The organism is Stenotrophomonas sp. BR163 (genome assembly GCF_047520985.2).
GTDB classification, from domain to species: Bacteria; Pseudomonadota; Gammaproteobacteria; order Xanthomonadales; family Xanthomonadaceae; genus Stenotrophomonas; species Stenotrophomonas sepilia.
Window position 1 is genome coordinate 77,522 of the sequence record NZ_JAXBRE020000017.1, and the last position, 18,515, is coordinate 96,036.

16 protein-coding genes and 1 pseudogene are annotated in these 18,515 nt (G+C 64.6%); 6 read left to right on the forward strand and 11 right to left on the reverse strand.

The window, feature by feature from the left end; genetic code table 11:
• Positions 1-44: 44 nt before the first annotated feature.
• A complete protein-coding gene (locus ACM0PY_RS14630) occupies positions 45-623 on the forward strand; it encodes a hypothetical protein (protein ID WP_134971543.1) in 579 nt (192 codons plus the stop codon).
• Between the two features lie 57 nt (positions 624-680).
• Here ACM0PY_RS14630 and ACM0PY_RS14635 read toward each other — a convergent pair whose 3' ends face one another.
• The 5 genes from ACM0PY_RS14635 to ACM0PY_RS14655 all read right to left on the reverse strand — a co-directional run bounded on the left by ACM0PY_RS14635 (position 681) and on the right by ACM0PY_RS14655 (position 6,939).
• Positions 681-3,083: a peptidoglycan-binding domain-containing protein gene (locus tag ACM0PY_RS14635; protein ID WP_180885940.1), complete on the reverse strand. Its 2,403-nt coding sequence runs from the start codon at positions 3,081-3,083 to the stop codon at positions 681-683.
• Positions 3,084-3,124: 41 nt separating this feature from the next.
• Positions 3,125-3,715, reverse strand: a complete 591-nt coding sequence (locus ACM0PY_RS14640; protein WP_080150383.1) for a lysozyme inhibitor LprI family protein — start codon at positions 3,713-3,715, stop codon at positions 3,125-3,127.
• A 129-nt stretch (positions 3,716-3,844) separates the two neighbouring features.
• Positions 3,845-4,534 carry a lysozyme inhibitor LprI family protein gene (locus tag ACM0PY_RS14645; RefSeq protein WP_180895513.1) on the reverse strand — a complete coding sequence of 230 codons (690 nt, stop codon included), beginning with the start codon at positions 4,532-4,534 and terminating at the stop codon, positions 3,845-3,847.
• A 385-nt stretch (positions 4,535-4,919) separates the two neighbouring features.
• Complete coding sequence (locus tag ACM0PY_RS14650) at positions 4,920-5,471, reverse strand: hypothetical protein (protein WP_223483434.1); 552 nt, start codon at positions 5,469-5,471, stop codon at positions 4,920-4,922.
• A gap of 7 nt (positions 5,472-5,478) precedes the next feature.
• The gene (locus ACM0PY_RS14655; RefSeq protein WP_180885936.1) at positions 5,479-6,939 is read right to left on the reverse strand and encodes a SulP family inorganic anion transporter; all 1,461 of its coding nucleotides are present in this window, start codon (positions 6,937-6,939) and stop codon (positions 5,479-5,481) included.
• A 207-nt stretch (positions 6,940-7,146) separates the two neighbouring features.
• Between ACM0PY_RS14655 and ACM0PY_RS14660 the strand changes: the two genes are divergently transcribed.
• Positions 7,147-8,127, forward strand: coding sequence for a cation diffusion facilitator family transporter (locus tag ACM0PY_RS14660; protein WP_134971536.1), 981 nt, complete (start codon positions 7,147-7,149; stop codon positions 8,125-8,127).
• 111 nt (positions 8,128-8,238) lie between these two features.
• Positions 8,239-8,664, forward strand: a complete 426-nt coding sequence (locus ACM0PY_RS14665) for an organic hydroperoxide resistance protein (protein WP_004153735.1) — start codon at positions 8,239-8,241, stop codon at positions 8,662-8,664.
• A gap of 244 nt (positions 8,665-8,908) precedes the next feature.
• On the opposite strand, the gene ACM0PY_RS14670 is transcribed toward ACM0PY_RS14665, so the two are convergent.
• A complete protein-coding gene (locus ACM0PY_RS14670) occupies positions 8,909-10,573 on the reverse strand; it encodes an anti-phage dCTP deaminase (protein ID WP_014035620.1) in 1,665 nt (554 codons plus the stop codon).
• Positions 10,574-10,741: 168 nt separating this feature from the next.
• Between ACM0PY_RS14670 and ACM0PY_RS14675 the strand changes: the two are divergent.
• Positions 10,742-10,846 (forward strand): annotated as a pseudogene (locus ACM0PY_RS14675) (organic hydroperoxide resistance protein); the annotation flags it as partial.
• A gap of 318 nt (positions 10,847-11,164) precedes the next feature.
• Here ACM0PY_RS14675 and mmsB read toward each other — a convergent pair.
• The 5 genes from mmsB to ACM0PY_RS14700 are packed head-to-tail and all read right to left on the reverse strand — an operon-like array spanning position 11,165 to position 16,704.
• Positions 11,165-12,055: a 3-hydroxyisobutyrate dehydrogenase gene (gene mmsB, locus ACM0PY_RS14680; RefSeq protein ID WP_005420650.1), complete on the reverse strand. Its 891-nt coding sequence runs from the start codon at positions 12,053-12,055 to the stop codon at positions 11,165-11,167.
• The gene (locus tag ACM0PY_RS14685) at positions 12,052-13,227 is read right to left on the reverse strand and encodes an enoyl-CoA hydratase/isomerase family protein (RefSeq protein ID WP_134971532.1); all 1,176 of its coding nucleotides are present in this window, start codon (positions 13,225-13,227) and stop codon (positions 12,052-12,054) included. The genes mmsB and ACM0PY_RS14685 overlap by 4 nt, the downstream gene beginning before the upstream one ends.
• Entirely contained in the window at positions 13,224-14,021 is a 798-nt protein-coding gene (locus ACM0PY_RS14690) for an enoyl-CoA hydratase (RefSeq protein WP_180885934.1), read from the reverse strand. The genes ACM0PY_RS14685 and ACM0PY_RS14690 overlap by 4 nt, the downstream gene beginning before the upstream one ends.
• Positions 14,018-15,184, reverse strand: a complete 1,167-nt coding sequence (locus ACM0PY_RS14695) for an acyl-CoA dehydrogenase family protein (protein ID WP_095378605.1) — start codon at positions 15,182-15,184, stop codon at positions 14,018-14,020. Before ACM0PY_RS14695 ends, ACM0PY_RS14690 begins: the two co-directional genes overlap by 4 nt.
• Before the next feature lie 14 nt (positions 15,185-15,198).
• Positions 15,199-16,704 (reverse strand): CoA-acylating methylmalonate-semialdehyde dehydrogenase, encoded by a 1,506-nt coding sequence (locus tag ACM0PY_RS14700; protein ID WP_053498738.1) that lies wholly within the window; start codon positions 16,702-16,704, stop codon positions 15,199-15,201.
• Positions 16,705-16,819: 115 nt separating this feature from the next.
• Here ACM0PY_RS14700 and ACM0PY_RS14705 point away from each other — a divergent pair, with 115 nt between their 5' ends.
• Positions 16,820-18,187 (forward strand): helix-turn-helix domain-containing protein, encoded by a 1,368-nt coding sequence (locus ACM0PY_RS14705; RefSeq protein WP_134971530.1) that lies wholly within the window; start codon positions 16,820-16,822, stop codon positions 18,185-18,187.
• Between the two features lie 194 nt (positions 18,188-18,381).
• A partial coding sequence (locus tag ACM0PY_RS14710) for a transposase (protein ID WP_495493268.1) occupies positions 18,382-18,515 on the forward strand: 134 nt, incomplete at its 3' end.

The following is an 18,515-nucleotide window of genomic DNA, read 5'->3' on the forward strand; positions in this document are numbered from 1 at the left end:
ACGCGAGTTCCTGTTGCACCGCATCTGTTGGAAGGGAAGCCACAATGAAACCGACTGCATCCTCGCTGGCGGGCTCTGGCCTCGCCTGCCTCACCCTGCTGGCGGGACTGGCCTTGGGCAGTGGTTGCAGCAGCGTCCGCGACACGCGCCTTGCGGAGATCAAGCCCGGCCCACGATGCGACTTCACCGAAGGCGCCACCTTCGACAACCGGCCGTCCTACCTGTCGGCCGGACAGGAAAATGCGCCCATCGGCGCGCTTTCCAGGCTCTTTGGCGTCTACAACAAGGACATCCACCAGATCACGATCCGCCAGGAGGCGAGCCGGCTGGTGGCCCGCTTCCATGCCGCCGACGGCACCGGCATCGAGGCTGCAGGCAGCGCTTCCAGCAAGAGCTACAGCGCCGAAGGAGAACAGCTGGTCATCAACCGGTGGTCATCGTGCAAACCGGGCGAGGCCGGCGCCGGCTGCATCTGGTCGCGCGTGGAACTGTCCTGCACGGTGGAAAACGATCCGGTGGTGAAGCAGGTGGACGGAGGCGCGGTCCTGCTGGCCCTGATCATCCCGATGGGCCAGCGCAGGACCCAGTTCGGGGTGTACCGGCGGGTCGACCCTGCAGAATGAATCGACAGAAGGCCCCGGGTCGTTGGGCCCGGAGCCTTCGGCCACAGTGCAGCAGGCTTACAGGCCGCGGTTGCGCACCTGCTCCTGCTGCTGTTCCTGCACGCGTTGGTTGAACTGGACATCCAGTTCCTCGGTCTGGCGGGTGCTGGCCTCGACCGACTGCGACACGGCCTGTCGGCTGTCGACGAAGGTGCGCTGCGCAGCCGGGTCGCCGACATTGCCCTGCACGGCGAACAAGCCGCTGCCATCCGGGCGTGCGACCACATGGTCGATCTGGCGCATGCCGGCGACCTTGCTCTCGTAGGCCAGCTGGCCGGCGGCGCGTTCGGTTTCCTGCGCATTGGCGAACAGCGGGCACAGGCCAGCCTGCACGCGCTGCTGCTGCAGCTCCTGTAGTTTCTCCAGGGCCTGGTTGAAGCGCGGATTCTCGGCATGCGAAGGATCGCGCATGCTGGGCGCTGCCGGTGCGGTCGGTTCGGCGCGTGCCGGGGCGGCGGCGGTCTGCGCGCCGGCTTTCACTGCGGCCGGGTCGTCCAGGCGCGCCAAGGTCTGGCGGCCGGCCTTGCCATCCTGCTCCAGGCCGTTGTTGGCCTGGAACTGCTTGACCGCTGCCAGCGTGTCCTTGCCAAAGATGCCATCGGTGCCCAGCGCCTTGCCGTCGGCGGCGGTGTAACCCAACGCGGCCAGCTTGCCCTGCAGCGCCTTGATCTCATCGCCGCGTTCGCCCTTCACCAGCATGCCGTCGGCCATCGGCGCCTGCTGCGTGGCGCGTGCGGCCTGCGCTGCTTCCGGCCCCTGCGCGTGTACCTTGCCGCCGAGGGTGATGCGGTCGTTGAGCATGTCGCCGAGGTAGCGGCGGAACTGCGCCGGCTCCACTTCGATATGCGCATGCACCGGTTTGCTGCCGGCGTTCGACTGCTGGATCAGCGGAGCGCCGTACTCGACGAAGTCACCGTTCTTGTAGGGCGACGTGCCAGCGGCGCCGTGCAGCACCTGGCCTACCAGCTCACGGCGCGGATCGCCGGCCGGGTGGCTGTAGAGGCTGATCGAATTGGTCGCGTCCTTGTTGAACTGCGCGTAGCCGGCCACCGGGTTCGGAATCATCACATCGCGGCTGCCCAGGCGATCGGTGAGGATCAGGTCCTTGCGCACCAGCGGAATGTCATTCTTGTCCTCACGTGTGCGGATGTTCTCCATCTCGCCTTCGACCATGCCCGATTGGCGGTCGGCCTTGCGGGCATCGCCGGTGCGCACGGCTTCGGCATTGGTGTTGGGATGATGGATCTTCAGTTCGCGATAGGCCGTTTCGCCACTGATGCCGTGGGCCAGCGTGCGGTTGCTGGTGACATTGCCGTAGGGCTCGATCACCGTGATGCGGCCGCCACCGGGGGCGGCCGCCACCGGCGCACCATCCGTAGAGGGCGCCTTCGGCTCGTGGCGTTCTGGCGAGGGTACCGATGGCGGTGCCGGTGTCTGTGCGGGTGGGCGAACCCCGGCGTTCAGTGCAGACAGCGTGTCACGCCCCGCCTTGCCATCTTCTTCCAGCCCATGCGCCTTCTGGAACTGACGCACCGCGTGGTAGGTATCGCTGCCGAAATCGCCGTCGGGCTTCAGCACCTTGCCATCCACACCGGTGTAGCCGGCCTGCGCCAGCTTCTGCTGCAGCGCGAGCACTTCATTGCCGCGTTCGCCCTGCACCAGCACACCGTCGGCCATCGGTGCACGCGCCGGGCGCGCGGCGGACTGACGATGCGCCGGCTCGCCGAACGCCTGTTCGTAGGTCTTGCCCTGGTACGGCTGCGGGTCGTGGTTGATCCTGTCGTAGCGCGCCAGCGCAACCAGCTCGGACTTTTCATTGAGCGTGCGCTCGCGCAGCGAATCCCACTGCTTGGGCGAGCTCTCGAAATGGCGCTGGACGTTGGCGTGCTTGTAATCCTGCACGGCCCTGACAATCTGCTCGTCACTCAGCTCGGACAGCTTGTAATCATCACCATAGGCTTGTTTCAGGCCATTCTGGAATACACCACGGGTCATGTTGCGATACTGCACCGACGTGCTCCACAGCGCGTCCTGCACGGCAGGGCCGCGACCTTGCAGGTCCACGCCGACCTTCTTCAGGCGATCCATCTGCACGTCGTAATACTGGTGCTGGATGAAATCGTGCTGTTCCTGGGCGAAGCCCTTTTCGTCGCGTGCGGCCAACGCTTTCCAGCGCTCGCTGAAGGCTTCCGTCGCAGGTTTCAGGCCGTGGAACTGGTCCGCATAGCGGGACGACTTCAGGTACTCGTCCACCCCGCCAACGGCGCTGGCGAACTGGTAGCTGCCATAGGACACGCCGCCATGGTCACCCTTGCCCGAGGAAATCCAGCCTGGACCACGGTTGTCGGTTTCAAAACGGGCGGAGGTCTGGCCGCGATGCCAGTGTTCCATCGCCTTCCTTGCATCGGTCACTACATCCATGTCGAAGGACTCCTCTCAGTTGGCAATGCGGTGGATTGAGGTCACTTGCTGCGTGCAGCGGCCTGCAGCTGGTCAACGCGGTTGGCCACGCGGTTGATGCGGCACGACTGCGCGTCCAGCCTCTGGCCCTGGCCATCGGTTTTGGGATCCCAGCGGCAATGGCGATTGGTGTCCGACCACCAGGCAGCCTGCGCATCCATCCAGTCATCCTTGGCCTTGCTGTCGGGACTTGCCACGACACCGGCGACGATCTCGGCCAAGCGGTCTTCCTGGTAACTCAACTCCTCGTCGCCACATGCCTGCAGGCGTGCTGTCACCGCTTCGCTGGCGTCCACGCAACGGGTGTACGCAGGACGCAGGTTGGCCTGGGTGTAGGAGGCATCGGGCAGCGGCGCGGGAAAGTCATCGGCATCCGCGTCGGCATCGGCGGCTGTAGTTGCAGGCGTCGCGCTGGCCGGTGTCGATGTGGCTGCCGGTGTGGGCTCATCTGCGCTGGCGGCAGCGGCAACCGTGGCGCTGTCGGCCGAAGGGGCCTGGCAGGCGCCCAGCAACAGGCACATCACCAGCGCAATTCCGCGTCGGATTTCAAAGGCGGATCGATCAATGCGCGCAGGCGCGCTCAAGGCTTGCATTGCTTGCTTCTCCCTGGTGAGTCGCCGGGTGGGTCGGCAAAGAGGAGCCGTCCATCGGCCCCATCACGGTGAGGATGCTACGCCAGCGCAGAATGCCGATGCCTGACTGAATTCAGGTTTCAGCCGACATCAACGGCGCTCGCGCGCCTGCAGTTCCACCGCGCGGTTGGCGTAGCGGTTGATGAGGCACGACTGCGCGTCCAGCGCCTGGCCCACGCTCTCTGTAGCCGGGCTGCAGCGCTTGTCGGTGTCCTCGGCCCAAGTGGCCTGTTCGTCCATCCAGCGGTCCTTGGCCGGACTGTCGGGGCCGTTCATCAGGCGCGCCACTTCGGCCTGCAGCTGCGTCTGGTGGTAGGCCAGCTCGGTATCGCCGCAGGCCTGGATATGGTCGTTCATGCCACGGGCCTGCTGCACACAGCGGATGAATTCCGGGCGAAGCGTTGCCTGGGTGTAGGAGGTATCGGGCGGGCCGCTCTGCGCCATCAATGCGTCGGCACGGTTGGCCACGCGGAACAGGCGGCACTCCTGTGCCTTCAGGTCATCCACACCGGCATTGGTCGGAGCGGAGCAATGACGGTCGGTATCGCTGCGCCAGGTCGCCTGGGTGGCAAGGAACGCCTGCTTCGCAGCAGCGTCGAGCCCGGTCACAGTCTTGCTGGCACCCTCCTGCAGGCGCCCTTCCTGATAGGCCAGTTCATCCTTGCCGCAGGCCTGCAGCTTGCCCGCATCCTCCACGCCATCCACGCACCAGCCATAAGCCGGGCGCAGGCGACCGTCCGTGTAGGACGCATCCGGGTACCGAGAGGAATCACCGGTCACTGCATGGGGGGGGCGCTGCCGGCGCTGCCGCGGCGAGCGGAACCGGAGCGGCCGCCGCTTCGGCCGATGCCGGGGTAGAAGGCGCCTGGCACGCGGTGAGCACCAGGCACAGGGCCAGCACCTTCCAGTACCGACGGCCGGAGGCGATCTGTTCATTGCCCCCATGGGCATCCATTACCTGCATTGCTTGCATCTCCCTTGCTTGTGGCCAGCGGGTGCCGGCCGGGAGGATCCGTCCATCGGCCCCGATCACGGTGCAGATCCTACGACAGCGGCGGTTTCAGATGGCTGACTGAATTCAGCTTGCGCGGACGGCACCGCAGAAACCTGACGCGACCAACTTTGGAGCGGTGGTGGCCTGCTGCGACCGGCCACCACCGCTCCGTCACAGCTCGTTGGGCCGATCAGGCTGCACGATCGGCGCGTGCGTTTCGTAATCGGTCTGCTTCCAACCGCCCCCACCCTCTCCCGCAACCCACTGGAACGTCCAGGTTTCCACGAAGCCACCGGGAAGCTCATTGGTGATGGTGATCTTCTCACCGGCAGCACCCGAGGCCGGAAGCGGAACGGGAGGGGCCACTGCGGCAGAGGCCCAGGCATCGGAGGGGGGCCGGCGCTGCTGCACCGTAATCGTGCCCAGCTCCATCGTCCGCCGATCCGCATCCGGGATGCTGTCCAGCCACCGTGCGATCGCCGCCGCCTCAGCGGTTCCTGCGCGGTGGTGGGAAACATGTTCGATAACGATGCGGGGCGAGGTCGCAACCGCACTGGGCGATAGCGCCGTCAAGCCAAGACCCAGTGCGGAGTACAGAAGTACCGGAAACACGCGTATTGCGATCATCTCTCGTCCTTTTCCGATCTGTGCCGAATGCACGAAATCACAGTGCATCCGGTGAAGGCAGGCCTCAATCAGAAAACTTGCAAGCGAAAACAGCAAGCGGCCATCAGTATGCACCGCCCCTGTCCCCCACCTGTTCGATCAGCGTCTGGCTGGCCGCGTTGAGGCCGACAACACTGACTTCGGCGCCATGCGCGGTCAGCTTTTCCTGCGCGCGTTGCAGCGCGGCGACGGCAGTCAGATCCCACAGGTGGGCCTCCCGCAGGTCGATCTGTACCTTCGGCGCCACGTGCTGGTAGTCGAACGCCGCACCCAGCTGTCCGGCGGAGGCGAAGAATACCTGGCCGCGCACGCGGTAGACCTGCATGTCCATGTCCGCAACGTCTTCGCTTTGCACGTCGAGCATGCGGCCCACCTTGCGGGCGAAGAACAGGGCAGACAACAGCACGCCGCTGAGCACACCCTTGGCCAGGTCGTGGGTGGCCACGGTGACCACCACGGTCAGCAGCATCACTGCCGACGAGCTGCGCGGATGCGTGCGCAGGTCGCGCAGCGAGCGCCAGCTGAAGGTGCCGATGCTGACCATGATCATCACCGCCACCAGTGCGGCCATCGGGATCTGCCGCACCAGGTCGCTGCCGTATACCACCAGCACCAGCAGCAGCACGCCGGCCACCAGGCAGGACAGGCGGCCGCGGCCACCAGACGTCACGTTGATGACCGACTGGCCGATCATCGCGCAGCCGGCCATGCCACCGAGGAAACCGGTGACCGTGTTGGCCAGGCCCTGGCCGACGCACTCGCGGTTGCGCTCACTGGGCGTCTCGGTGATGTCCTCGACAATCTGCAGGGTCATCATCGATTCGAGCAGGCCGACCACCGCCAGCGTGGCTGACACCGGCAGCAGGATGCGCAGCGTTTCCCAGGTGAAGGGCACATCGGGGATGAGGAAGTACGGCAGGCTGTCGGGCAGCTGGCCCATGTCGCCCACGCTGCGTACATCGATGCCGAAGCCGATGACCACGGCGGTGAGCACGATGATCGCCACCAGCGGCGAAGGCACTGCGCGGTTGATGCGCGGCAGCAGGTAGATGATCGCCAACGCGGTGGCGCACAGCACATACACGGTGGGGCCGCGGCCGATCAGCTCGGGCATCTGGGCCAGGAAGATCAGGATGGCCAACGCGTTGACGAAGCCGGTGATGACCGAGCGCGAGACGAAGCGCATCAGCGAGCCCAGCTTGAACACGCCGGCCAGCACCTGCAGCAGGCCGGCCAGGATGCTGGCGGCAAACAGGTACTGCAGGCCGTGGTCCTTGACCAGGTCGACCATCACCAGGGCCATCGCGCCGGTGGCGGCAGAGATCATGCCGGGGCGGCCGCCTGCAATCGCGGTGATGACGGCAATGGAGAAAGCAGCATACAGGCCGACCTTGGGGTCGACGCCGGCGATCAACGAGAACGCGATGGCTTCGGGAATCAGTGCCAGGGCGACGACGGTGCCGGACAGCAGATCACCACGGAGGTTGCCGAGCCATTGCTGGCGCAGGGGATAAGACGTTTGCATGGTAAAACTCCGCGCACACGCGGGCTGGGCCACGTGGCGCTGCAGTGAAAGACGCGGGTTCCTGAGCCGGGCGGGCCGGCTGCCGAGGTGCGGCAAGGGTCAGGGTGGCGTGATCACTGCAGGCGGGAATCGGTACGTGGGAGGGACGCAGTCTACGGCACAGGGCTGCCAAGGGACAGCGTCGACAGTCCGCAACGGCAGCGGAGCATGGCTCCGCTCTACAATCGCGCCATGGCCACCGACCGCGCACAGTTCTTCGATCCCGCCACCGAACAAGGCGTGCTGCGCCTGTCCATCGCAGGCTCACTGCTGCTGGCCGCGGCAGCGGTGGTGTTCGGCCTGCTGGCCAATTCCTCGCTGATCATCTTCGACGGCATCTACGGCCTGATCGATGTGGTGATGACCTGGCTGTCACTGCTGGTCGCGCGGCTGATCGCACTGTCCACGAGCACCGACGCGCTGCAGTCGCGGCTCAACCAGCGCTTCACCATGGGGTTCTGGCACCTGGAGCCGATCGTGCTGGGGGTGAGCGGCACGCTGATGATCGGCGCGGCGCTGTATGCGCTGGTCAATGCGGTCGACGCGCTGATGTCCGGCGGCCGCCACATCGCGCTCGGCCCGGCCATCGCCTTCGCCGGGTTGTCGATCGTCGGCGAAGGTGCGCTGGCCTGGTTCGTGCTGCGCGCCAACCGCCGCATCGGTTCGGAGTTCATCGCACTGGACGCGAAGAACTGGGTGATCGCCGCCAGCATGTCGGCCTGCTATCTGCTGGCCTTCCTTGGCGGCGTGCTGGTGCAGGGCACCTCGCTGGCGTGGGTCGGGCCGTACATCGACCCGGCCATCCTCGCCTTCGTCTGCGTGCTGGTGATGATCGCCCCGCTCGGCACCGTGCGCCGGGCGCTGGCCGGCATCCTGCTGGTCACCCCGCCGGAACTGCAGGCGCATGTGGATGCGGTGGCACGCGCGATCGTAGCCAGGCACGGCTTCGTCGAGCATCGCAGCTACGTCGCGCAGGTGGGGCGTGGCGAGCAGATCGAGCTGTTCTTTGTGGTGCCGGAAGACGACCCGCCGCGGCCCTTGGTGGAATGGGACCGGCTGCGCGACGAGATCGGCGAAGCGCTGGGCGAGGCCTCGCCAGACCGCTGGCTGACCATCATGTTCACCACCGACCGCGAGTGGACGATCTAGGCCAACAGGACGATCGATCAAGTTTTTCGTACGCGTTGCAACCCAACGTACGCGGAAAGCGGGCAAAGTAGGCTCCAACGCAACACCCACCCACTGACCAGGAGCAACCCGATGTCCATCGAAAAGGTTCTGTACACCGCCCAGGCCACCTCCACCGGCGGCCGCGAAGGCCGTTCCGTCTCCTCCGACAACGTGCTGGACATCCAGCTGTCGACCCCGCGCGAGCTGGGTGGCGCCGGCGGCCCGGGCACCAACCCGGAACAACTGTTCGCCGCTGGCTACTCGGCCTGCTTCCTGGGCGCGCTGAAGTTCGTGGCCGGCCAGGCCAAGGTCGCGCTGCCGGCCGACACCACCGTCACCGGCAAGGTCGGCATCGGCCAGATCCCGACCGGTTTCGGCATCGAGGCCGAGCTGACCATCAACGTGCCGGGCGTACCGCGCGAGCAGGTGGAAGAACTGGTGCAGAAGGCACACATCGTGTGCCCGTACTCCAACGCCACCCGCGGCAACATCGACGTGACGCTGATCGTTGCCTGATGGGAATCTGGGAGCGATAGAAGAGAAAAGGCCGCACATCGTGCGGCCTTTTTATCTAACAAACTATAGCTTAGCTTCAAAATATCTAGCTGCTATAGCTTGATATATCTTCTGATCTTCTTCCCGCGAATCGCAATCAGAAGAGTCAATTAACTTGGGCAGACCCAACTGCTCCGATTCGCCCTGTCGCCCACCGGCAATACTTGAGAAAACTCGAAGCTGCAACTGCTGGGGGTCCGACCTATTATTCTTCCCCGACATTAGCTTGTCCTCTCACCGTTGATTTCGACAAAGATGGAAGATTGAAATTTTTAGTAGCAAGCTCTGCAACAACTACTTCTTCAAGTTTAGGAATTGCTTTCATACTAACCTGCGTTGCCGGCTTCGCGGCGTCTTTACCAGGCAACTTTAGCACACCTCCGGACTTCCGATCACCTGCTTCAAAGAAATCGATGAATCGCCGCGGTGCTACTCCATCGAATTGTAGTAGCACAACTTTTGACTGCGCGTCGCGAGCCGCTTCCGTCAGAGCGTCGTCATGCAACTTAGTAGCCAAGCTCTTCCTGTACGGTTCAATGTAGTGAATTTCGGAGATTCCGGCCGCGACAATGTGTCTTGCACAAGCGTGACAAGGGTAAGTCGTAACGAATATTTTACCGCCGACTATCTTTTCACCGGCAACACGACCAGCCGTAAGAATCGCGTGCATTTCGGCGTGTACGGCTCGTGAAAATTCGATCAGATCTTTGACTCGAGACTTGGCAATCGCTTCTGCAGCCAAGCCCTTCTTATCCTCGGCCACTACCCCCTCTTTCGCCAGCAGGTCCGCCAAGAGGTTAGCAATCTTCTTTTTTTCCTCATCGTTGTGGCATTTCATCCCTGTCTGGCTGAAGCAGCGCTGATCGCCAGCGCCCCTCCCTGAGTAAATGACATTTACCGGCGGCTTCCCGTAGAGCCCGCCGCCCGGCTGAGGCACGTCATTCCACCCGACTGCAAGCAACTCTCCACCAGAACTAGTCACCGCAGCTCCCACCTGCCGTGAGAGGCACGCCGAGTTTCTTGCGGCAGATGCGGATGCGTACATTGCGGCCTCCTCAGGTGTGGGAGTGGTTACCGCAGTGCGAAAAACGAGACCAAGCAATCTGCTAACTTTTGAAGCAATTTGGCCTGTCGCGTCGTCCTCACTAGCTCCAGATATCGAATCATCTACGCGCAGAAAGAAGTCACACCGCGGAAAAGTATCTCGGACGGACTGACCGTGCGAAAACTCCTCACCGGAATCTATATCAATAAGATCCTTAACTTCATCCAAGGTCATCACACCTTCAGATGATCGCTGCAGATTAGATATCCTAACCTCCACTGGCGAGAATACACCTACAGCAATCAGCGCTTCTCCATAAATAAGCCTAAGCAACTCTAACTCAGACTTATTCTTAATGGAATCAATTACATGACAGACTCTTTGAGAAGCATAGGACCCATCATCTGGCCCAGTGTCATTTTCAGGACCATAAACAGCCTCCCGATCGGCACTAATCTTTGCGATCGCTATTTTTGCTAGAACATCATTTCCATGATCAAGTCGCAGACGATCCCCAGCAACTATCATTGCTTTGATTTCATCATAACGACTTAAATTATTCGAAACTTCTCCAGCAACCGCATTGTCGGAAATCGCCTTACTAAGGCGTATACACTCCGTCCTGTACTCATACTTCCGAAGGGCGCTCTTGAACTGATCACCCACCTCGTGCAAGGGGGATCCGATTGGTCCACACAGCGCAATTACAAGTTCTGGAGTCAGACTTGAAATAGCCTCACTAGTGGAATTCGGAGCCTTTACACCCCCCTTAGCCGGGGATTTCTTCGCATTCTCGATCGGAACGGGCTCTGCTGCAGCTGACATCTTCCCCCCCTGATTATCTGCATTTAGTGCCGAATCCGTCAGCACCTGGATAGTTGACTACAAATCACTACCCCAAGCAACGTGGCCACGAAGAGAAGAGGATCTTGCCCAACCAACGTCACCCCTTTGGAGAAGTTGGAGAGTGGAAGATGTCCCCAATTTTTGAGCGTGCCGCGCGAGCAGGTGGAAGAACTGGTGCAGAAGGCACACATCGTGTGCCCGTACTCCAACGCCACCCGCGGCAACATCGACGTGACGCTGATCGTTGCCTGATGCAGCGCCGGGGTCGGATCCCTTTGCCAACAGCAAAGGGCTCTGACCCCATCCCAGGCCCGGCACGGCTATATGGGGTCAGAGCCCTTTCGCGTTGCGAAAGGGATCCGACCCCAGTGATCCGCCCCCCCAAAAAAATGGGCGGATGCCGGTCGAAACCGAACATCCGCCCATCCCACCTCGGGTGGGCCCCGGCACGTGGCCGGGGACGCATTCGCTACGGCGCGCATCCATCCTTCTGGAGGAGAGCCCCCTTGTTGTTCAAGGGGGTGCGCCAACGGCGCGGGGATAAGGTGGAATGCGCGGACCAGCGACCGGTTACCGGTCGCTGGTGATGAGCTGCACGACGCTGGAAAAATCCAGCTTGCCGCGGCCGGCCTGGTGGTTCATCGAGTACAGGTTGCGGGCCACTTCGCCCAGCGGGATCGAGGCGCCGACACTCATCGCCGCTTCCACCGCCAGGCCCATGTCCTTCAGCATCAGATCGCTGCCGAAACCGCCGCTGTAGCCGCGCGAGGCCGGCGCATTTTCCAGCACGCCCGGCCACGGGTTGCACACTTCGGTGGCCCAGCTGCGGCCGGTGCTGACCGCCATCATCTGCGACAGCACCTTCGGGTCCAGCCCGTGCGCCACGCCCAGTGCGATGGCTTCACCGGTCACCGCCATGATCACGCCCAGCGCCATGTTGTTGCACAGCTTGGCGACCTGGCCGGCACCGCTGGCGCCGACATGGAAGATGTTCTTGCCCATCGCCTGCAGCACCGGGCGGGCGCGTTCCAGCGCGTCCTCTTCGCCACCGACGATGAAGGTCAGGGTGCCGGCCTGGGCGCCAGCGGTACCGCCGGAGACCGGCGCGTCGATCATCTGCAGGCCACGCGCGGCGGCCGCTTCGGAAACCTTGCGGGCACTGGCCGGTGCGATCGTGCTGCAGTCGATGACCAGTGCACCGGCCGGGATGGCGGCGAGAATGCCGTCATCGCCCAGGTACACGCCTTCGACGTGGCGGCTGGCCGGCAGCATCGAGATCACGACCTCCGCATCGGCCAGGGTGTCGCGTGCCGACGACGCCGCGCTGGCACCGGCATCGACGGCGGCCTGCACCGCGGCCGGGACCAGATCGAACACGCGCACGGTGTGGCCGTTCTTGACCAGATTGGCGGCCATCGGGCCACCCATGTTGCCCAACCCGATGAATGCAATGCGGCTCATGCAAGGCTCCTTTCAACAAGGGGAGTGCTCAGGTCGGCCAGCGGATGCGCGGCAGCGGCCCAGGGGGAAGCAAAGAAGGTGTCGGCCCACGCACAGGTGGCCTCGGCCAGGGTGGCCGGGTTCCACTGCGGATTGCGGTCCTTGTCGATCAGCAGTGCGCGGATGCCTTCGGCGAAATCGCCGTGGGCGGCGCAGTGCAGCGCGGTGATGTACTCCAGCCGGTAGACGCTGGCCAGGTCCTGGCCGGCGCTGCGGCGCTGCAGCTCGAACGCCAGACGTGCCGAGCCGGGCGCGCCGGCGGCAAGGGTCTTCTGTGCCGCCTGCAGCCAGGCATCGTCGGTCTGCAGCGCGCTGATGCGTTTGATGATCGCGGGCAGGTCATCGCCTTCGCACAACGCATCGACCTGCGCCGCGTTGGCCAGCAGCGGACCGGTGGCGGCATCACTGGCATGCGACTGCAGCAGATGGGTCAGGCGTTCGTGGTTGTGTGCGGAATCACTGGACCAGGCCACCTGCAGCAGCGCATCGAACACCGCGCTGCGGCGTTCTTCAGCCACGTGCACATCGGCCAGGCCGGCATAGATGGCATCGCCCGGATTGAGCAACGCGCCGGTCAGGGCCAGGAACAGGCCGCCCTTGCCCGGCACGCGCGGCAGCAGCCAGCTGCCACCGACATCAGGGAACAGGCCGACGGTGATTTCCGGGAACGCGAGCTTGGAGCGCTCGCTGACCACGCGGTGGCTGGCGCCGGACATCAGGCCGATACCGCCGCCCATCACGATGCCGTGGCCCCAGCACAGGATCGGCTTGGTATAGGTGTGGATGAGGTAATCGACGCGGTACTCGACGTCGAAGAACTCGGCGGCGTAGTCGTTCTCGCGGATATCGCTGCGGCCGGCCTCACGGAAGGCGACCATGGCCTTGTACAGGCTGTGCAGGTCGCCGCCAGCGCAGAACGCCTTCTCGCCAGCACCCTGCAGCACCACCATGGCGATGCCGTCGTCGTCGGCCCAGGCGTTCAACTGCTCCAGCAGCAGGTGTGCCATCGGCAGCGAGAAGCCATTGAGCGTGCGCGGCGCGTTGAGCGTGGCGATGCCGATGCGCATGCCGTTACCGGCCACGCGCTCCTCGAACAGCACCGGTGCGTCGTCGGCAGCGGTGTCGGTGCTCATGCGTTCTTCCACTGCGCGGCGCGCTTTTCCAGGAAGGCGGTCACGCCCTCGACCTGGTCGGCGGTGTCGAACAGGTCGACGAAGGCTTCGCGCTCGGCCACCAGCGCCGAGGCGTGGGTGCCGGTGCGGGTGGCCTGTACCAGCGTCTTGCAGGCGGCGATGCTGGTCGGGCTCTGCTTACCGGCCTTTTTCGCCCATTCCAGCGCCAGTGCCTTGGCTTCGCCCTTGCCGACCTTTTCTTCGGCCAGGCCGATGCGCAGCGCGGTCTCAGCGTTGATGCGCTCACCCAGCAGGATCATGCGCTTGGCCCAGCCCTCGCCGACCAGGCGCGGCAGGTTCTGGGTGCCACCGGCGCACGGCAGCAGGCCGACGGTGGCCTCCGGCAGCGCCACCTGGGCGTGGTCTTCGATGATGCGCAGGTCGCAGGCCAGCGCGCATTCCAGGCCTCCGCCCATCGCGTAGCCGTTGATCGCGGCGATCGACACGCCACGGAAACCGGACAGCGCCTCGAACGCTTCGCCGAAACGGCGCGCGGCTTCGCGCGCTGCGGCCTTGTCACCGGAAGCAAACTGGTTGAGGTCGGCACCGGCGGAGAAGAACTTCTCGCCGTCACCGGTGATCACCAGCGCGTAGATCTCGCGGTCTGCGTTGAGCGCGCCGATCAGGTCGCGCAGCGCCGACAGGCTGTGCACGGTCCAGGTGTGCGCCGGCGGGTTGTTCAGGGTGACCACGGCGGTATGGCCGTCGGCCTCGACCTTCAGGCCCACGTGCTCCTGGGTACGCCAATCCTTCATCGCAGTTCCTCTTCGGTGTTGAGCAGGTGACGGGCAACGATCACCCGCATGATCTCATTGGTGCCTTCCAGGATCTGGTGCACGCGGCAGTCACGCAGCAGGCGCTCGATCGGGTACTCGCGGATGTAGCCGTAGCCACCGTGGATCTGCAGCGCTTCATTGCAGACGTTGAAACCGGCATCGGTGGCGAAGCGCTTGGCCATCGCGCACCATACGTTGGCATCGCTGGCACCGGCATCGAGCTTGCGCGCGGCGGTGTGCACCATCTGCCGCGCGGCCACCAGTTGGGTGACCATGTCGGCCAGCTTGAACTGCAGCGCCTGGAACTCGGCCAGCGCCTTGCCGAACTGGCGGCGCTCGCCCATGTAGCGGCGCGCGGCATCCAGCGCGCCCTGCGCGGCACCCAGCGAGCAGGCGGCAATGTTGATGCGGCCACCATCAAGCCCCTTCATCGCCAGCTTGAAGCCGCCGCCTTCCTCTCCCAGAAGGTGGCTGACCGGCACGCGGACGTTTTCGAAGGTGATGCCACGGGTGGGCTGGCTGTTCCAGCCCATCTTCTCTTCCTTGCGGCCGAAGCTGATGCCCGGCAGGTCCGACGGCACTGCAATGGCGCTGACGCCGCCGGCACCGGCACCGCCGGTACGTGCCATCACAACCAGCAGTTCGGTGGCACCGGCGCCGGAGATGAAGGCCTTCGAGCCGTTCAGCACGTAATGATCGCCGTCGCGCACGGCGGTGGTCTTCAGCGAGGCCGCATCGGAGCCGGCACCCGGTTCGGTCAGGCAGTACGAGGCCAGCTTGTTGCCCGAGGACAGGTCAGTGCCCCACGCATCGCGCAGTGCTGGCTGGCCCCACGTGGACACCATCCACGAGGCCATGTTGTGGATGCTGATGTAGGCCGCAGTCGACGGATCGACGTTGGCGAGCTCCTCGATGACGACGGCGGCGTCCAGCCGGCTCAGGCCGCTGCCGCCCACTTCCGGGTCCATGTACAGACCGCAGAAGCCCAGTTCACCGGCCTTGGCGATCGCCTCGCGCGGAAAGATGCCCTCCGCATCCCATCGCGCGGCGTGTGGCGCCAGTTCGGCCTGTGCGAAGTCGCGCGCTGCCTCGCGGTACGCCTGCTGCGCTTCTTCCAGTTCCGTCGTCATCGAGTGGCTCATGGCTGCTCCTGCCGTTACTTCAGGCTGATCGTGGTGTTGACGCCGTGGCTCAGCGTTTCGTCATCGAACCAGCGCGCGGTGACCGTCTTGGTCTGGGTGTAGAACAGCACCACCTGCTTGCCGTATGGGCCCAGGTCGCCCAGCTTGGAGGCGCGCGAACCGGTGAACGAGAACAGCGGCACCGGCACCGGGATCGGCACGTTGATGCCGACCTGGCCGACGTCGATGTCTTCCTGGAACTTGCGCGCGGCCGCGCCGGACTGGGTGAACAGTGCGGTGCCGTTGCCGTTCGGGTTGCTGTTGACCATCGCGATGGCGTCTTCCAGCGTCTCCGCTTCGAGGATGACCAGCACCGGCCCGAAGATTTCTTCCTGGTAGATGCGCATGTCGGTGGTGACACCGGCAAAGATGGTCGGGCCGACGAAGTTGCCCTTCTCGAAGCCATCCACCTGCGGGTTGCGGCCATCGAGCACCAGCGAGGCGCCCTGCTCCACACCCGAGGCGATCAAGCCTTCCACGCGCTCGCGGGCACTGCAGGAAATGACCGGACCGACGTCGGTGCCGGATACGGTGCCGGCGCTGACCTTCAGGGTCTTGGCCTTTTCGACCAGATCCTGCACCCAGTTGCGCGCTTCACCGACCAGCACCAGGGTGGAGGCGGCCATGCAGCGCTGGCCCGCGGCGCCGAAGGCCGCACCGACCATCGCGTTGAGGGTCTGTTCCTTGTTGGCGTCCGGCAGCACCACGGCGTGGTTCTTGGCGCCCATCATGCACTGCACGCGCTTGCCGGCCAGCGAGGCACGGTTGTACACGTGGGTGCCGACGCGGGTGGAACCGACGAACGACACGGCCTTGATGTCCGGGTGGTCGCAGATCGCGTTGACCACTTCTTCGCCGCCGTGGACGACGTTCAGCACGCCCTTCGGAATGCCGGCTTCCAGGGCAAGCTCGACCAGGCGCATGGTGACCATCGGGTCCTGCTCGGACGGCTTGAGGATGAAGGTGTTGCCCGTTGCAATCGCCATCGGGAACATCCACAGCGGGATCATCGCCGGGAAGTTGAACGGGGTGATGCCGGCGCACACGCCCAGCGGCTGCATGATCGTGTAGGTGTCCACGCCATTGGCCACGTTGTTGGCCAGCTCGCCCAGCTGCAGGTTGCCGATGGCGGCGGCGTGCTCGACCACTTCCAGGCCGCGGAACACATCGCCTTCGGCGTCCGGCAGGGTCTTGCCCTGTTCGGCGGTGAGGATGTGGGCCAGCTCGCTCATGTTTTCGCGGATCAGCTGCTGGTACTTCAGGAAGATGCGCGCACGGGTGCCGATCGGGGTCTTGCGCCAGGTCTTGAAGGCTTCCTTGGCGGCTGCGACGGCGGCGTCCACTTCACCGGTGGTGGCGAAGGGCACCTTGGCCAGCACGTCCTGGGTGGCCGGATTGATCACGTCCTGCCAGTGGGAGGTGGCCGATTCAACGAACTGGCCATCGATCAGCATGCGGATACGGGGCGCTGCAACAGTCATGACGACAATCCCACAGGGTGCGAAAGATGCTTGGCATTATTCACAGCACGCACCTCGATTTCCGGGCTGAATCCGCTTAATCTGGCCAACACACCCCACGATTCCTGTTAATTTTGTGAATACCTCAGCTCCCCAGCGGCAACTCGGCCTGCGCGTGCTGCGCCTGCGCGAACAGCGCGGCTACAGCCAGGTTGACCTGGCGCGGGCGCTGGGGCTGTCGGCCAGCTACCTGAACCAGATCGAGCGCAACAAGCGCCCCCTCACACCAAAGGTGCAGAAGAAGCTGGGCGAGGTATTGGGCGATGTTTCCGCGCTGTTCGACGAAGATGAGCCCGCCGCGCTGCAGGAAGCGCTGGGCGAGACCCTGCGCGACCTGGGCCTGGCCGAAGTCAGTGCCACCGAGCTGCGCGCCCTGGCGGGCAACCTGCCGCAGGTCAGCCGTGCGCTGCTGGACCTGCACCGCCGCCACCTGGCACTGCGCGAGCATGCCGCCGCGCTGGAATTCCAGCTGGGCGAGCCCGGCGCCGGCAGCACCCTGCCGGCCGGCGACCAGGTACGCGAGTTCTTCAACCGCATGCACAACCACATTCCCGAGCTGGACGAACTGGCCGAGCGCCTGTTCGCCGAGTGGGGGCTCTCGCCCGGGCATGTGGCGCCGCGCTTGCGCCAGCTGCTGGCCGACCGTCACGGCGTGCTGGTGGAAGTGGCCGCACTGCAGGCCGGGCGCGAGAAGCGCCAGTACGATGCGGGTACGCGGCGGCTGTGGCTGCCGGACTACCTGGAGCCGGGCCAGCAGGCGTTCCAGATGGCCGCCGAACTGGCCCTGCACGGCTACCTGCCGCAGATCGATGCGGTGGTGGCGCGTGCCGGCTTCACCGATGACGCACGCATCGCACAGGCGCGGGTGGGTCTTTCGAACTACTTCGCCGGCGCGCTGGTCATGCCCTACATGCGCTTCCTGCGTGCGGCCGAGGCCAGCAGCTACGACATCGAACTGCTGGCGCACCAGTTCGGCGTCGGTTTCGAGGCGGTCTGCCACCGGCTGAGCACGCTGGCACGGCGCAGTGCGCCCGGCCTGCCGTTCTTCTTCATCCGCGTAGACCGTGCCGGCAATGTATCCAAGCGCCATTCGGCCACCGACTTCCATTTCTCGCAGGTGGGCGGCTCGTGCCCGCTGTGGATCGTCTACGAGGCGTTCAACCAGCCCGGGCGCATCCTTACCCAGACCGCGCGCATGCCCGACGGGCGCCGCCATTTCTGGCTGGCGCGGCAGGTCAGCAGTGGCCCGGTGGGCCATGGCCAGCCGCGCAAGACCTTCGCGGTGGCGCTGGGCTGCGATCTACAGCATGCCGAACGCCTGGTGTATTCGCTGGGGCTGGATGTGCAGAGCCCAGGGAACTCGGTTTCGATCGGACCGGGTTGCCGGGTGTGCCCGCGCGAGGACTGCATGCAGCGCGCGTTCGCGCAATTGCCGGGGCGGTAGGGTTGGTTCGGCAGGGCTGCGCCCTGCACCTGCCAAAGCCGAAGCCGAAGCCGAAGCCGAAGCAACAGCAACAGCAACAGCAAAAGCTGGCATTCCGTGGGATTGCGGGGCGGTGTTGGATTGCGGGGACGCCGTGAACCCGTCCCTGAAGTGACCCCCGGGAGTTGAACATCAGATCCAACCCCGAGGGATACATGAACAGATACGACGCGCGTTTCAAACTGCAGGTCGCCAAAGAGGCCTGCAAGACCTCCACATCGGTCAAAGCCGCTGCTCGTCGCTACGGCCTGGAGTTCTCCACGGTCAGGCGCTGGGTGGCGACCTATCG